The 15,160-nt window shown below is 72.2% G+C and carries 13 protein-coding genes and 1 pseudogene; 3 read left to right on the top strand and 11 right to left on the bottom strand.

The window, feature by feature from the left end; genetic code table 11:
• Nucleotides 1–79: 79 nt before the first annotated feature.
• From V1633_RS20715 to V1633_RS20705, 3 genes are all read right to left on the bottom strand, one after another.
• Nucleotides 80–700, bottom strand: coding sequence for an HAD-IA family hydrolase (locus V1633_RS20715; RefSeq protein ID WP_331216022.1), 621 nt, complete (start codon nucleotides 698–700; stop codon nucleotides 80–82).
• Nucleotides 700–4,278: a chromosome segregation protein SMC gene (smc, locus tag V1633_RS20710; RefSeq protein WP_331216021.1), complete on the bottom strand. Its 3,579-nt coding sequence runs from the start codon at nucleotides 4,276–4,278 to the stop codon at nucleotides 700–702. The genes V1633_RS20715 and smc overlap by 1 nt, the downstream gene beginning before the upstream one ends.
• Nucleotides 4,279–4,581: 303 nt before the next feature.
• Entirely contained in the window at nucleotides 4,582–4,776 is a 195-nt protein-coding gene (locus tag V1633_RS20705) for a hypothetical protein (protein WP_101370286.1), read from the bottom strand.
• Between the two features lie 492 nt (nucleotides 4,777–5,268).
• On the opposite strand from V1633_RS20705, the gene V1633_RS20700 reads away from it, so the two are divergent.
• Nucleotides 5,269–6,459, top strand: coding sequence for a CAP domain-containing protein (locus V1633_RS20700; RefSeq protein WP_331216020.1), 1,191 nt, complete (start codon nucleotides 5,269–5,271; stop codon nucleotides 6,457–6,459).
• Nucleotides 6,460–6,657: 198 nt separating this feature from the next.
• Nucleotides 6,658–7,554 carry an endo alpha-1,4 polygalactosaminidase gene (locus V1633_RS20695; RefSeq protein ID WP_331216019.1) on the top strand — a complete coding sequence of 299 codons (897 nt, stop codon included), beginning with the start codon at nucleotides 6,658–6,660 and terminating at the stop codon, nucleotides 7,552–7,554.
• A 54-nt stretch (nucleotides 7,555–7,608) separates the two neighbouring features.
• Here the strand turns inward: V1633_RS20695 and mutM are convergent, their stop codons facing one another.
• The 8 genes and pseudogenes from mutM to rsmD all read right to left on the bottom strand — a co-directional run.
• A complete protein-coding gene (gene mutM, locus V1633_RS20690) occupies nucleotides 7,609–8,472 on the bottom strand; it encodes a bifunctional DNA-formamidopyrimidine glycosylase/DNA-(apurinic or apyrimidinic site) lyase (protein ID WP_331216018.1) in 864 nt (287 codons plus the stop codon).
• 78 nt (nucleotides 8,473–8,550) lie between these two features.
• Complete coding sequence (rnc, locus tag V1633_RS20685) at nucleotides 8,551–9,321, bottom strand: ribonuclease III (RefSeq protein WP_331216017.1); 771 nt, start codon at nucleotides 9,319–9,321, stop codon at nucleotides 8,551–8,553.
• The gene (locus V1633_RS20680; RefSeq protein ID WP_331216208.1) at nucleotides 9,318–10,295 is read right to left on the bottom strand and encodes a phosphate acyltransferase PlsX; all 978 of its coding nucleotides are present in this window, start codon (nucleotides 10,293–10,295) and stop codon (nucleotides 9,318–9,320) included. The genes rnc and V1633_RS20680 overlap by 4 nt, the downstream gene beginning before the upstream one ends.
• A gap of 114 nt (nucleotides 10,296–10,409) precedes the next feature.
• Nucleotides 10,410–10,583 carry a 50S ribosomal protein L32 gene (gene rpmF, locus V1633_RS20675; protein WP_089254967.1) on the bottom strand — a complete coding sequence of 58 codons (174 nt, stop codon included), beginning with the start codon at nucleotides 10,581–10,583 and terminating at the stop codon, nucleotides 10,410–10,412.
• An 8-nt stretch (nucleotides 10,584–10,591) separates the two neighbouring features.
• On the bottom strand, nucleotides 10,592–11,155 hold the full coding sequence (locus tag V1633_RS20670) for a YceD family protein (protein WP_331216016.1): 564 nt from the start codon (nucleotides 11,153–11,155) through the stop codon (nucleotides 10,592–10,594).
• A gap of 159 nt (nucleotides 11,156–11,314) precedes the next feature.
• Nucleotides 11,315–11,812, bottom strand: coding sequence for a hypothetical protein (locus V1633_RS20665; RefSeq protein ID WP_331216015.1), 498 nt, complete (start codon nucleotides 11,810–11,812; stop codon nucleotides 11,315–11,317).
• Between the two features lie 205 nt (nucleotides 11,813–12,017).
• Nucleotides 12,018–12,503 (bottom strand): pantetheine-phosphate adenylyltransferase, encoded by a 486-nt coding sequence (coaD, locus tag V1633_RS20660; RefSeq protein ID WP_331216014.1) that lies wholly within the window; start codon nucleotides 12,501–12,503, stop codon nucleotides 12,018–12,020.
• Nucleotides 12,500–13,087: pseudogene (gene rsmD / locus V1633_RS20655) on the bottom strand (16S rRNA (guanine(966)-N(2))-methyltransferase RsmD); the annotation flags it as partial. The gene coaD and the pseudogene rsmD, both read right to left, overlap by 4 nt.
• Nucleotides 13,088–13,516: 429 nt before the next feature.
• On the opposite strand from rsmD, the gene V1633_RS20650 reads away from it, so the two are divergent.
• Nucleotides 13,517–15,082, top strand: coding sequence for an LPXTG cell wall anchor domain-containing protein (locus V1633_RS20650; RefSeq protein ID WP_331216013.1), 1,566 nt, complete (start codon nucleotides 13,517–13,519; stop codon nucleotides 15,080–15,082).
• Nucleotides 15,083–15,160: the final 78 nt, after the last annotated feature.

The following is a 15,160-nucleotide window of genomic DNA, read 5'->3' as shown; positions in this document are numbered from 1 at the left end:
TGTCCCGTCGAGGAACGGACGAGGGCCGCGGCCCGAACCCCCAGCCCGACGTCACGTCGCGCCGCTGTCAGGCGACCGGTCAGAGCGCGAGCGCCGCCCGCAGGTAGCGCAGGTCGTCCGGCCCGTTCCACCGGTACGCCGACAGCCCGGCGGCCCGGGCCCCGCGTACCGACCGGTCGTCGTCGTCGACGAAGAGCACCCGGGCCGGCGGGGCGCCGATCGCGAGACACGCCTGCGGGAAGTACTCCTTCGCCGGCTTGTGCACGCCGAGCTTCGACGAGTTGACCACCGCGTCGACCTCCTCGGTCAGCCCGAGCAGTTTGAGGTCGGCGTCGAGCAGGTCGGTGGCGTTGGTGGCCAGTCCGACCCGTACGCCGGCCGTCCGGGCCGCCCGGACCAGCTCCAGTACGTCGGGATCCACCTCGCCCCGGTACGCCTGCCACTCGTCGACCGCCGCCTGTGCGGTGTCCCGACCGCCGGCCCGTTCGGTGAGCCGGTCGACCACGGCGGTCATCCACTCGGCGTGGCTGAGCTGCCCGGTGACCGCCGCCCGCAGCAGTGGCCAGTCGAACGCGGTCTCGACCAGTGCACCGGACGGCAGGCCGTGTCGGCGTTCCGCCCCGGCGGCCACCTCCGGATCCCACCGCCGCAGTACGCCGTCCAGGTCGACAAGCAGCGCCGTCGGCCGTTCCCGCCGCATCAGTCCTCCTCGTTGCCGAGCCGTTGGCTGATCACCTGGGTGACGCCGTTGCGCATGGTCACGCCGTACAAGGCGTCGGCCACCTCCATCGTCCGCTTCTGGTGGGTGATGATGATCAGCTGACTCTTCGCCCGCAACTGTGCCATCAGGGTGATCAGCCGGCCCAGGTTGACGTCGTCGAGCGCAGCCTCCACCTCGTCCATGATGTAGAACGGGCTGGGGCGGGCCCGGAAGATCGCGACCAGCATGGCGACCGCGGTCAGCGACCGCTCCCCGCCGGAGAGCAGCGACAGTCGCTTGATCTTCTTACCCGGCGGGCGGGCCTCGACCTCGACCCCGGTGGTGAGCAGGTCGTCCGGGTCGGTCAGCACCAGCCGTCCCTCACCGCCGGGGAAGAGCACGGTGAAGACCTGCTCGAACTCCTTCGCCGTGTCGGCGTAGGCGCTGGCGAAGACCTCCAGGATCCGGTCGTCGACGTCCTTGACCACGGTGAGCAGGTCGCGTCGGGTGGCCTTGAGGTCCTCCAGCTGCTCGGAGAGGAACTTGTAGCGTTCCTCCAGCGCGGCGAACTCCTCCAGGGCCAGCGGGTTCACCTTGCCGAGCAGCGCCAGTTCGCGTTCCGCCTTCGCCGCCCGCTTCTCCTGCACCGGCCGCTCGAACGGCACCGGCTCCGGCACCGGTCGCCCCTCCCGTTCGGCGGCGGCGACCTCGACCTGGGTCGGCGGGACGGGCTGCCGCGGGCCGTACTCGGCGATCAGCGTCTCCACGTCCAGCGCGAAGTCCTCGGCCGCCTTCGCCTCCAACTGCTCGATCCGCAGCCGCTGCTCGGCCCGGGCCACCTCGTCCCGGTGCACCGCGCTGGTCAGCCGCTCGAGGTCGGCGCCGAGCCGCTTGGCCGCGCCGCGTACCTCCTGCAGCTCGGCCTCGCGGGCGGACCGTGCCTTCGCCACCTCGTCCCGGTGCTGTTCGGCGGCGGCGAGCGAGACCGCGAGCCGGGTCAGCGCCTCCCGGGCGCCGATCTCGACGGCCCGGGCGATGGTCGCGCCCCGGGCCCGCGCGGCGCGCCGGGCGGCGGCCCGTTCCCGGGCCGCCCGCTCGGCCCGGGCCTGTCGGGCCAGCGAGTCAGCCCGGCCGGCGATCGAGGCGACCCGCTCCTCGGCGGTACGAACCGCGAGCCGGACCTCCATCTCGTTCTGCCGGGCCTGCGGCAGGTACGCGGCGATCTCGTCGCGTTCCTCGGTGGAGGGTTCGGCGTCGATCGGGGTGGCCTCGGCCAGCCGCAACCGTTCCTCGAGGTCGGCGAGGGCGGTCAGGTCACGTTCCCGGGCCTGCTCGGCGCGGTCCCGGGACTCGGCGAGCCGGTCCATCTCGGCCTTCGCCGACCGGGCCGCGGCGCCGAGTTCGGCGAGCCGCCGGGCGGCGGCGTTGCGCTGCCCCTCGGCCTCCCGCTTGACCGCCGCGGCGGCGGTGACCTCCGCCTTCCGTTCGGCCACCTCCTCGCGGGCGGCGGCGAGCTGTTCCCGCAGCTCGGCGCTGGTCCGCTCGGCGGCGGCCCGGTTCGTCCGGGCCTCCTCGACGGCGGCCTGCACCTCCAGGTAGCTGGGTGCCTTCGCCGAGCCGCCGGCCGCGACGTAACCGCCGACCACGTCACCGTCCGGGGTGACCGCCCGCAGCTCGGGGTTGGTCGCCACCGCCCGGGCCGCCGCCGCCAGGTCGTCGACCAGCACCACGTCACGCAGCGCCCGGTGCACCGCCGGACGCACCTCGTCGGGGCAGCCGACCAGGTCCGGCGCCCAGCGGGCGCCGGACGGCAGCGCCGGGCGGAGCGCGTCGGCGCTGCCGATCATGCCCGGTCCGGCCTGACCGCCGACCAGGAACTCGGCCCGGCCAGCGTCGGAGATCCGCAGCCAGCGCATCGCCTCGGCCGCCTCGTCGACCCCGGCCACCGCGACCGCGTCGGCGAGGCCGCCGAGCGCGGCGGCCAGCGCCGCCTCGTGGCCGGGCGCGACCGTCAGCATCCCGGCCAGGCTGCCGAGCAGTCCCGGGACCTGGTCGGCGCGGGCCAGCAGGGCGCCGGCACCGTCCTTGCGGCGCAGGCCCATGGCCAGAGCCTCCTCCCGGGCCTTCCAGGTGGCCGCGTCCTTCTCCGCCGCCCGTTCCGCGTCGGAGAGGGTACGCACGGTCGCCGACGCCGCCTCCTGGGCGGCGACCGCCTCGGCGTGCCGGGTGTCCAGTTCCGCGTTGTCCCGGTCCGCCTCGCTGGACTGCTCCGCGACGGCGTCGAGTTCGGCCTGCGTCGCCTCGGCCCGCAGCTGCGCGTCGGCGTGCGCGGCGGCGAGCCGCTCGATCTCCTCGGCGGCCGACCCGGTACGCGCCCGTGCCGAGTTGACCTGACCGGTCAGCTTGGCCAACCCCTCCCGCCGGTCGGCGATCGCCTTCGCGGCGGCGACCAGAGCCCGTTCCGCCTCGGCGAGCTGCCGTTCGAGCTGCTGGCGGCTCTCCACCGCCTCGGCCAGCCGGATCTGGTCCTCGGTGAGCGCGGCGCGCAGCTCCTCCTCCTGCTCGCGTACCCCCTCGGCCTCCGCCTCGAGCTGGTCCGGGTCGCGGCCGGGACGCTCGTCGTCCGGGGTGGCGCTGAGGTGTCGCAGCCGTTCGCGGGCGAGCTGTTCGGTGGAGCGGAACCGTTCGATGAGCGCGGAGAGCTGGTACCAGGTGTCCTGGGCCCGGGTGAGCAGCGGGGCGTCCTCGGCGAGTTCCGCCTCCAGCTCGGCGAGCCGGGTCTGCACCTCGCCGTGTTCCCGCTCGACCTCCTCACGCCGCTGCCGCAGCGCCGCCTCGTCGGCGATCTCCTTGTCCAGGGTGGTCCGGAGGGTGGCCAGGTCGTCGGCGAGCAGCCGCAGCCGGGCGTCGCGCAGGTCGGCCTGGATGCCCTGGGCCCGCCGGGCCACCTCGGCCTGCTTGCCCAGCGGCTTGAGCTGGCGGCGCAACTCGGCGGTCAGGTCGGTCAGCCGGTTGAGGTTGACCTGCATCGCGTCGAGCTTGCGCAGCGCCTTCTCCTTGCGCTTGCGATGCTTCAGTACGCCGGCCGCCTCCTCGATGAACGCCCGCCGGTCCTCCGGCTTGGCGTGCAGTACGGCGTCCAGCTGGCCCTGCCCGACGATGACGTGCATCTCGCGCCCGATGCCGGAGTCGGAGAGGAGTTCCTGGATGTCGAGGAGTCGGCAGGAGTCGCCGTTTATCTCGTACTCGCTCTCGCCGGAGCGGAACATCCGGCGGGTGATCGACACCTCGGTGTAGTCGATCGGCAGCGCGCCGTCGGTGTTGTCGATGGTGAGCGTGACCTCGGCCCGGCCGAGCGGGGCGCGACCGGCGGTGCCGGCGAAGATCACGTCCTCCATCTTGCCGCCGCGCAGCGCCTTGGCGCTGTGCTCGCCGAGCACCCAGGCGATGGCGTCCACGACGTTCGACTTGCCCGAACCGTTCGGCCCCACCACGCAGGTGATCCCCGGCTCCAGGCGGAACGTCGTGCTGGAGGCGAAGGACTTGAAGCCCTTCACCGTCAGGCTCTTGAGATACACGCTCGTTATCCTCGTCCGCCGTGCCGCACCCGGATGGTCGGCCCGCGGTGGTCCGTTCCCGCCGTGGTTCGCTCCCCGCGGTGGGAGCCTGGTCAACCCGCAGGGTAACCCGGGTCGGGGCTGGCCACGACCCGGCGCGCGCCGACCAGCGTATCGGATCACCCGGAGCGGCCCGCCCCGCTGGCGGGGCCCCGACCTGGCCCGGGACAAAACTGCGCGCCGCCACGAATGTGTCGGCGCGCGATTTCTGGGAGCGATTCAGTTGTCCAGGCGGGGGCGCCGGTCACCCGGCGCCCGGCGGGATCAGGTCAGCGCGGGCTCGGCCAGCCGCAGCAGGTCGTCTGCCTCTGCGACCGCCGCCGCGAGCCGATCGTTCTCGGCACGCAACCGCGTTGTCTCGAACTCCAGTGCCTGGACCCTGGCACGCAGTCGGGTGACCTCGTCGAGAAGACGCCGGTCTGGCGCCGCGCCGACGTGGCCGTAGAGGGCCTTCGCCATATCGTCTCCTTGTAATGCGCTGCCGGAAAGGCCGGCCAACGCGCGCCCAACTCGTACGCGACTTCCTGCCCGCAATCGAACGCAGGCATGGTCGGGCGCGACTGGCGACACTTACATAGTGTGCCGATGTCCCGGCTGAGTCAAGTTCCACCGGGGATGCGGCACCTGTGTCGTGGACCGCTCGGAGACCCGAGGCTGTCGTGACACGGACCAGGTCGCTGTTCCGACGTCGCCGAGTGTACCGCCAGTCGATGTCCGTTCCGGTGATGCCCCTGGCCAGCGGCCGGTGACCACCGTCGCACCCTGTCTTATATCTTCCTTAGCCGCATTGCCCCTGGCCAGAGCCCCACGTAGCGTCCGGACGGCAGGATCGGGAGCAGCTCTGCGGCGGCCCCGGTCGACAGATGTCAGCCCGGATCCGAGGGACGGTGTCCCGGATCCGACGGATCAGGACCCGACTGACGACCGGGAACCGTTGAGGAGGCGTGGGACGTGCACGGGTGGAACGACCCGATCGACCGGGGCGAGGGCACCGGATGGCCCAGCCCACCGGATCGGGGGCACCCGTCCGACCCCGGACCCCGGCAGCCGTCCGACGGTGGACAGTGGCATACCGGCGATCAGTACCGGCAGCCCTCCGGCGATGGAGACTGGGCGAACTCCGGCAATGAGCACTGGGACGACTCCGGCGACCGGCACTGGGACAGCCCCGGCGACCGGCACCGGGAGTACCCCGGCGGTGGAGGCTGGGCAGACTCGGGTGACCGGCACCCGACTGAGCTGGGCTTCTTCGAGCTGGGCCCGGACCAGGACGACGAGGTACCGGCACGGCGGGTCCGGCCCGGCGCGACGGCGGGCCCGGCGCGGATCCGCCCGGACAGCCGGGACGGCGGCCGGCGGCCGGACGACGGCAGGGCGGAGAGCCGGAACAGCGGTCGGCACCGCCGCCAGACCCGGCTGCGGGGCCCGGTCGGCCTGGGCGTCGCCGTCACCGCGCTGCTGGCGCTCATCGGGGTCGGCGCGGCCCTGCTCCCACCGGCCCTGACCAGTGCACCGAGCATCTCCGGCGCGGAGCAGCCGGCCCCGGACACGGCCGCCGAGCCGTCGGACGGCACGTCTCTCCCCGAGGCTCCCCAGACCGACGTCGACGCGGACACCGCCTCGCCCAGTCCGGTCCCCAGCAGCACCCGACCGAGCCCGAAACCCAGCGCCACGCCCCGCACCACCCGGCCCCGGACCACCAGCCCGACCCCGCGTCGGACCACTGCCAAGGCGCCGACCAGGGCGAACCCGAGCGAGGACAGCCGTGAGGCCCAGGTGCTGGAGATCGTCAACCGGGAACGCGCCGCGAACGGCTGCGACCCGGTGGTGATGAACCGCCAACTGGCCGAGGCGGCCCGACTGCACAGTCAGGACCAGGGCGAACACACCAACATGTCACACACCGGCAGCGACGGCAGCAGCTTCGTGGAACGGGCCCGGCGGGCCGGCTACGACAACCCGATCGGCGAGAACGTGGCGATGGGCTACCCGAACGCCGCCGCGGTGATGGACGGCTGGATGAACAGCTCCGGACACCGCGCCAACATCCTCAACTGCGCGGCGAGGGCGATGGGGGTCGGGGTGGCCACCGGCGCCGACGGGCGGTTGTACTGGACGCAGGTGTTCGGCGCCACCGCCTGACCCCGAGCCGGTCTCCCGGTCCGGCCGGGTCACCCAGCCGAGCGAATCTCTCAGCCCGACCGGACCTCCCGGCCGGACAGAATCCGCCGCCTGACGGGCGGTGCCACCGCCCTGACCAGGGGCCGTGCCCCCGCCGCCGGCTGCCTCGTTGGCCAGGACGAGGAGGTGCGCGGCCGGTGACCACCGCAGCCCACTGACGTGCCGGGCCCGGGTGGCCCGATCCGATGGCCCCGTGTCCGACGCCGCCGCCCGGCCGACCGCGGACCGGTCACCGGCCGGCCACGTCGCGCCCTCGCGCTGTCCCTCGTCCTCGGCCTGCTGCTGTCCGGCGCCGCGTGCCGGTACCTGCCGAACCGGTCGGCGGCGGTCCCGCCCTGGCCGGGCGGCCCCGCCCCGAGCTGGCAGTGGCAGCTGACCGGTCCGCTCGACCCGGGCGTCGAGGCCCAGGTGTACGCGCTCGACGTCTTCCGCACCTCGTTGGAGGAGGCCCGGCGGCTCCGGGCCGCCGGGCGGCGGTTGATGTGTCACGTGGAGGTCGGCATCCACCAGGAGTCGCGTCCGGACGCGGCGCGGTTCCCGGCCGACACGCTCGGTGAGCGGGTCCGGGTGCCCGGGCAGTCGGGTGGCGCCCCGCTCGGGCGCTGGCTGGACATCCGACGGTGGTCGGCGCTGGAGCCGGTGCTGGCCGACCGGTTCCGGCTCTGCCGGGGCAAGGGTTTCGTCGCCCTGCTGCCGGCCGGGATGGACGGCTACCGGCACCGGTCCGGGTTCCCGCTGACCTTCGACGACCAGCTCACCTTCAACCGCCGGGTGGCCACCCTGGCCCGCGAGACGCAGCTCGCCCCCGGGCTGACCAACGACGTCGACCAGGCGCTGGCGCTGGAGCCGTACTTCGACTTCGCGGTCAACGAGGAGTGCTTCCGGCGTACCGAGTGCCAGCGGCTGCTGCCGTTTGTCGAGGCCGGGAAGACCGTCTTCCACGTGGAGTACAGCTCGATCACCGACGAGTTCTGCACCACCACACTCGGCTACGGCTTCACCTCGATCCGGAAGGACCGCGACCTCGGCGTCGTACGGGAAACCTGTGCCTCCTGACCGCACACCCCCCGGCCGAGCAACCTGGCGCTCGCCGGGACCGGTGCGTCGGGGTCAGCGGGTCGGCGGACGGACCGCCCGGGGGCGCGGCTGGCAGCGCGGGCAGCTGTACGACGACCGGTTCATGAACGGCTCCCGGCGGATCGGGGTACCGCAGCGGCGGCACGGCAGCCCCTCCCGGCCGTACACGTTCAGCTCCCGGTCGAAGTAGCCGCTCTCCCCGTTGACGTTGACGTACAGCGCGTCGAAGCTGGTGCCGCCCTGGGTGATCGCCTCGCCGAGCACGTCCCGGACGTGCCCGAGCAGCCGGGTGATCGCCGGCCCGGTGAGCGCCTCGGTCGGACGGGTGCCGTGCAGCTTCGCCCGCCACAGCGCCTCGTCGGCGTAGATGTTGCCGACCCCGGAGATCAGGGTCTGGTCGAGCAGCGCCCGCTTGATCTCGGTACGCCGTCGGCGGACCGCGGCGACGAAGTCGGGATCGGAGAACTCCGGGTCCATCGGGTCCCGGGCGATGTGCGCGATCTCGGCGGGCAGGGTGGCGCCGCCCTCGGAGACCGAGAGACCGCCGAAGGTGCGCTGGTCGACGAAACGCAGCTGCGAGCCGCCGTCGTCGAGGGTGAACCGCACCCGCAGATGTGTCTCGTCGGCGGCCTCCGCCGGCTGGACCAGCAGCTGCCCGGACATGCCGAGATGCCCGATGATCGCGTCGCCGCTGTCCAGCGGCAGCCAGAGGTACTTGCCGCGCCGTCGGGCGCCCACGATCGTCCGCCCGGTGAGCACCGCGGCAAAGTGCTCAGGGCCGGCGACGTGCCGGCGGATGGCGCGCGGGTGCCGTACCTCGACGGCGACGATCCGGCGGCCGGTCACCCAACGGGCCAGCCCGTCGCGGACCGTCTCCACCTCGGGCAGTTCGGGCATGTGTGTTTCCTGTCCGCCTCGGTCAGCTCGGTCGGCCCGCGGCACGGTCCGCCGATGGGTGGTCGGTTCGTTCCGTGGTCAGTCCACGGGGTCGGGTTCGACGCCGGGCCCGGCGCCCCCGTCGACCGTCGGCTCGGCCGTCTGGTCAGAGAGGGTACGCCAGGCGGCCTCGGCGGCCCGCTGCTCGGCCTCCTTCTTGCTGCGGCCGTCGGCACCGCCGTACTTGCGGCCGGCCACCACCACCCAGGCGGTGAAGGTCTTGGCGTGGTCCGGACCCGCCTCGTCGATCCGGTACTCCGGAACGCCGAGCCCGAGCGCTGCGGTCAGCTCCTGCAGGCTGGTCTTCCAGTCCAGCGCGGCGCCCCGACCGGCCGACTCCGCCATCAGCGGGTCGAAGAGCCGGTGGATCACGATCCCGGCGGTGTCCAGCCCGTACTGGAGGTAGATCGCCCCGAGCAGCGCCTCCAGGGTGTCGGCGAGGATGCTCGCCTTGTCCCGGCCCCCGGTGCTCTCCTCGCCCTTGCCCAGCAGCAGGTACGGCCCGAGCCCGAGCGGTCCGAGGCGGCGGGCCACGTCGGCCAGCGCCCGCATGTTGACCACGCTGGCCCGCAGCTTGGCCAGCTGCCCCTCGGGCAGGTCCGGGTGATTGTGGAAGAGGGCACTCGTGATCACGACACCGAGCACCGAGTCGCCGAGGAACTCCAACCGCTCGTTGGTCGGCAGACCACCGTTCTCGTACGCGAACGAACGGTGGGTGAGGGCCCGTTCCAGCAGCTCCGGGTCGAAGGCGACGCCGAACGCCGCCTCCAGGTGGGTGACCGGCGGTCGACGCCGCTTGTCCTTGGTCATGCCGTTACCTCGGTATCGGTGATGTGGCTGGTGCCGTTGAGTCCGGCGAGCACCGCGGAGATCGCCGGAACCGCCCGGCGGCGGTGCAGGTGGGCGGCGAGTGCGATGCCCGAGGCGACGTCGTCGTCCCGGGCGGCGCCGTGGCAGACCACCACGGTGCCGGCGACCCCCAGCAGGGCGGCGGCCCGGGGCGCACCGCCGCTGGCCGGTGGCCCGCCGGCCATCGCGTACGCGCCCTCGATCCCCTTGAGCAGGACGTTGCCGGTGAAGCCGTCGGTGACGACCACGTCGGCGCGGGCACCGGTGGCGACGTCGTACCCCTCGACGAGGCCGACGTAGTGGGCGCCCGCCGGCAGCGGCTGCTCGACCAGGGTCGGGTCGGCGGCGCGACGGGCCCGGTCGCCCTTACCGGGCTCGGTGCCGATGGAGAGCAGGCCGACCCGGGGCCGGACCAGTCCGTGGGTGACGGCCGCGTACGCCGCCCCGAGCACCGCGTGCCGGGCCAGGGTCGCCGGGCGGGCCTCCAACGATCCGCCGACGTCGAGCAGCGCCACCGGGCCGGTGAGCGCCGGCAGGGTGGCGACCAGCGCCGGGCGACGTACGCCGGGCCACCGACCGAAGCCGAGCACGGCGGCGGTCACGGTGGCGGCGGTCGAGCCGGCGGAGACGACGGCGTCGGCGGCCTCCTCGCACACGGCCGCGACCGCCGCGGAGACGGTGCTGTCGGCCCGGGCGAGGGTCGCCGGGTCCGCGGTCATCGCCGCGGCGTCGCGGACCGGCCGGACGGCTACCCGGTCACGGTCGGCCGGCCGGAGCATCGCGACGAGCCCGTCGGCCACCTCGGGGGGACCGACGAGCAGGAGGAACAGGTCTGGGTCGGCACCGAGCGCCCGCAGAGCGCCGTCAACCACGACGGCGGGAGCATCGTCCCCGCCGAGGAGGTCGACGGCGATCCGCACGGTGCCCGGCTCCACGGGAACGCCGACCGCGGAAGATCGGTCGGCGTCGGCGGGAGCCGGTGCACCGGGCAGTCGCCAGGGCGGATGCGCCGCCCGACCGGGGGCCGGGGGCGTCACTCGAGATCCGGGTCAGACCTCGATGACCTGGCGGCCGTTGTACGTGCCGCAGACGCTGCAGGCCGCGTGCGGCAGCTTCGGCGACTTGCACTGCGGGCAGGCCACGGTCGCGACCGCCGTGGTCTTCCACTGCGCCCGGCGGGACCGGGTGTTGCTGCGCGACATCTTGCGCTTGGGGACGGCCACGGTTCTACCTACTCCTCTTGACGGGTCATTTGCGACAGGCCCGCCCAGCGTGGATCGATCTGCTGGTGGCTGTGGTCAGCCGGCAGCTCGTCCCAGTGCACCCCACACTCGGGGCACAGGCCTGGACAGTCCTGGCGGCACACCGGGTTGGTCGGCAGTGCGAGCACCACCGCGTCCCGGAGCGCCGGCTCCAGGTTGATCAGGTCGCCCTCCATCCGGCCGACCTCGAACTCGTCGGCGGTCTCATCCGTGGTGCTGTGCTGGTAGGCGTACAGCTCCTGGATCGGGACGACCAGTGAGTCCGTGATCGGGCGCAGGCAGCGGCCACACTCGCCCTCGATGGGACCGGAGACGGTCCCGGTGACGAGCACACCCTCGGACACCGACTCGAGCCTCAGGTCGAGGCTCAGGTCCGCGCCCTCCGGCACGCCGACCAGCTCCACGCCGAGGTCCGCCGGTGCCGGCACCGTCCGTTCGACCGTACGCAGAACTCCAGGTCGGCGCGGCAGGTCCTTCGTGTCGAGGACCAGGGGCGACCTGGGATCGAGGTGGGTCGGCAGATGTTTGGGCATAGTCAGACTCCGGCCTGTGCGCGGCCGACAAGGCAGGTTACCTGAGCAGCGGGCTTAGCGTCGAACCGGGGGCGTCCTGGCGAGGCGGTCCGGGGGCGCGCGGCGGGTCCACCCGGACCGGACCGGGGGCGTCCGACGGGGCGATCCGGACAGCTGACGTCAGAACGGCAGTGGACGTTCATTCTCCTCCCCCACGAATGTGCCGATCTCCCGCAGGGCGTGCATCTTGTCCCGGCCCCGCTCGATGGAGGCGAGCGCCCGGGTCAGGAACTGTTCGAAGTTGGCCAGCGCAGTGTCGACGTAGTCGTCGACCTCCTCCCGGAGCCGTTGGGCCTCGGCCCGGGCCTCGGCGATGATCCGGGCGCCCTCGTGCTCGGCGGAGACCGTGATCTCGTTGACCGAGACCAGGCGGGCGTGCTCCGCCTCACCCTCGCTGATGATCCGGTCCGCCTCGCGCTTGCCGGCGTCCACGATCTTGTCGCGCTCCTCCAGCAGCGCCGCCGCCCGGCGCAGTTCAACGGGGAGCTCGACGCGTAGTTCCTCAAGGGCGCCGATCATCTCGGCGCGATCGATCATGGCGTTGTTCCGGGACATCGGGACGGAACGCGCCGTCTCCACCATGCCGATGATCTCGTCTATGCGATCGAGCGGGTCCACCGGTACCTCACTCCCGTCGTTGCTTCGGTCGACATACATGATGGGGTGTCGGCCCGGGTTGTTGCTCAACCCATGATGCGGTGCGGTCGCGAGCCGGGGTCTGATCGCCCCGGGCACGGCGCGTCGCCACGCTTCAACCCCTGGTCAGCGCGTCGGACACGGATCCGGTCGCCGCCGTGACCCGGCGACCGTTCGATGACGGAGGTCAGGACCCCGGCCGGACCAGCCGCTCCCGCAGCCGCTCCCGGACCACGTCCGGTACGTGTGGCGAGACGTCGCCTCCCCACTTCGCCACGTCCTTGACCAGACTCGAGGAGAGGAACGAGTACGCCGGACTGGTCGGCATGAAGAGGGTCTCCACCCCGGCGAGCCCGATGTTCATCTGGGCCATCTGCAACTCGTAGTCGAAGTCGCTGACCGCGCGCAGCCCCCGGACCACCACCATGGCCTCCTGGGCCCTGCAGAAGTCCACCAGCAGCCCCTGGAACGAGGCGACCCGTACGTTGCCGTAGCCGGCGGTCACCTCGCGGAGCATGTCGATCCGCTCCTCGACGGTGAACAGCCCACGCTTGGACTCGTTGATCAACACACCGACGATCACCTCGTCGGACAACCGGCTCGCCCGACCGATGATGTCGAGGTGGCCGTTGGTGACCGGATCGAACGAGCCAGGACAGACCGCGCGTCTCATGATCGGCGACCGTACCAAAGAGTGGTCTCACCGTAACGGCGACATCGCTGTCCCGTGAGCCCCCGCACCCAGTCGACCGGGCCGGTACGACTCGACCGCTCCAGCACCACCAGGGCGTCCTCGGCCAGCCAACCGTTGTCGACCAGGGCGGTCTGCACCGCGCCGAGTTCGGCGTCCGGTACGGCGTACGGCGGATCGGCGAAGATCACGTCGTACGGGCCGCCCTCGGGTGCGGTGGCGAGGACCTGGGCGACCTTCCCGGTCACCAGTCGGGCGGTGCCGGACGGCGTTCCGCCGGGAGCCACCCGCAGCACGCCGAGGTTCTCCCGGATCACCCGGGCGGCCCGGGCGTCGGACTCGACGAGCAGCACGTGGGCGGCACCCCGGGACAACGCCTCCAGGCCGACGGCGCCGGAGCCGGAGTACAGGTCGGCGAAGCGGGCCCCGTCGAGGTCGACACTCGCCTCGATCGCGCTGAACAACGCCTCCCGGACCCGGTCGCTGGTCGGCCGGGTGGACGAGCCCGACGGCGCGGCGATCCGTCGACCACCGAACACACCGGCGACGATCCGGGTCATCCCACCTCCCTGCGCATGTCTCCGACGCTACGCGACGCCTCACCGACGCCAGCGGGCACCGGCCGGCCGGGGTTCCGGCGGACCGCTTCCACCGGCCGGCCGAGGCGGTCCGGCCGACGGCCGCGCCGACCGGAAGGCGTTGACTGACGTCGATCGCCCGATCCGGACAACCGGACACACTGAGCACACAGAGGGAGATACCTCCGTTACTTGCCGTCGATCAATCATCTCGAATTCACAACATCATCGTTAGCTAAGCCTGAGAGGTGTTCCCGTACCACCGCAATCGATAAGGTCTGGCGCTGTGCCGGCTGCGGTTTGCCGGCCTGAGACGTCGGAGGGCGGTTTTCGCGAGGGTCGAGCGCCATTTACCGACGCCCCCTTTCACCGCCACTTCCACGTCTTATCGTGACGCCCTATCCCTCAGGAGCACGCGTGATCCGTCCAAAGCTGCCGCTCCGGCGGCCGCTCGCCATCCTCGGGGCCGCAGTACTCGGCCTCGGCGCGGCGCTCACCGCCGCCGCGCCCGCGAGCGCCCACCATCCCGAGATCACCGGCACCGTGGTGTGCCCGTCCGGGTCGAACGAGAAGGTCATCACCTGGACCATCTCGCACAGCGAGGCCGACAAGTCGGCCACAATCCTCGGCGTCCTTGGCACACCGGACACACCGGTGACGACTAAGGAAGGCCAGGTGCTGGCGAAAATCGACGGTGGCAGCGCTCCCGACGCCGTCCAGCCAGTGCTCGTCAAGAAAAACCGCGACAACGACAGTGACACGGTCGTCGTCACCCAGAAGGTGCCCGGCACCACCACCGGCGTCGTCAGCCTCGACGTCTACATGAAGTGGATCCAGGACGACAAGACCGTCCTTGAAAAGAAGACCAACGACAACGAGGACGGCGACGTCAACGTCGGCAACCAGACCTGCGGCGAGCAGCCGCCGGTCTGTGTGGACGCGTCGAAGGCCAAGTTCAAGCACACCTTCGACGGCCCGGGCGGCAAGGCGACCGTGGAGCTCCAGGGCAACCTGCCGCTCTGTGACGGTGTCAAGCAGCCGTTCACCCTGGTGTCGTACTTCGCCCCGCGTCCGCAGTACGACGTGCCGCAGTACCTGTACGGCAAGGACACCGACGTCATCGAGGCCGGCACGACCTCGATCGCGCTGGAGGTCCCGGTGCCGGACTGCAACACCCAGGTCGACCTGATCTGGGGCGGCGAGTCCGAGATCATCGAGGAGATCGTCGCCGGCGGAGCGCGCTACGGCGACAAGAAGCTGGGCAGCCGCGGCGAGCCGGGCAGCCGGTCGGAGGGCCCGCAGGGCTGGTACAACGGCGGCACCAAGGCGTGCCAGCAGCCGGCGGCCGACTTCGTCTCCAACTGCGACGGCAGCGTCGCTGTCAACCTCAGCAACAACGGCGAGATCAGCAAGTACCCGGTGGAGTTCACCATCACCGCCGGCGAGTGGACCAAGAAGGTCTCGATCGCGGCCGGCAAGGGTGACACCGTCCTCGTTCCGGCCGAGCACGCCGCCGAGATCGTGGTCACCGCCGAGGGCTTCGAGACCAAGAAGGGTGGCTGGCAGCGCCCCGAGGAGTGCGAGCTCCCCGAGGTGCTGGTGGACGCCGACTGTGACACCTTCGGCGTCGGGGTCCTGAACCCCGAGGGCAACACCCCGCTCAAGGTCGAGGTGACCTACGGGGACGAGACCAAGACGCTGACCGTGGCGCCGGGCAACACCGAGCCGGAGGTCGTGACCTTCAAGCCCGGTAAGTCCACCACGGCGTCCGTCGTCTTCCCCGAGCTGGGCGGAGAGCCGCTCGAGGTCGTCTTCGAGAAGCCGGCCAACTGTGGCGGAGGCGGCGGAGGCAGCGACGAGCCGGGGCTGCCGGTGACCGGTGCCGCCGCCGGTGGCATCGCGATCGCCGCCGGTGTGCTGCTGATCGCCGGTGTTGTCCTCTTCATCGTGGCCCGTCGTCGCCGGGTGACCTTCACCGCCTGATCGGCAACAGCCAGGACAACTGAACAGAACGCCTGAGGGCGCGTCGACCGGAAACGGTCTGCGCGCCCTCAGCGCTCT

Origin of the sequence: Plantactinospora sonchi (assembly GCF_036422035.1) — a bacterium.
GTDB lineage: Bacteria > Actinomycetota > Actinomycetes > Mycobacteriales > Micromonosporaceae > Plantactinospora > Plantactinospora sonchi.
This window is presented reverse-complemented; position numbering and strand designations above follow the sequence as displayed.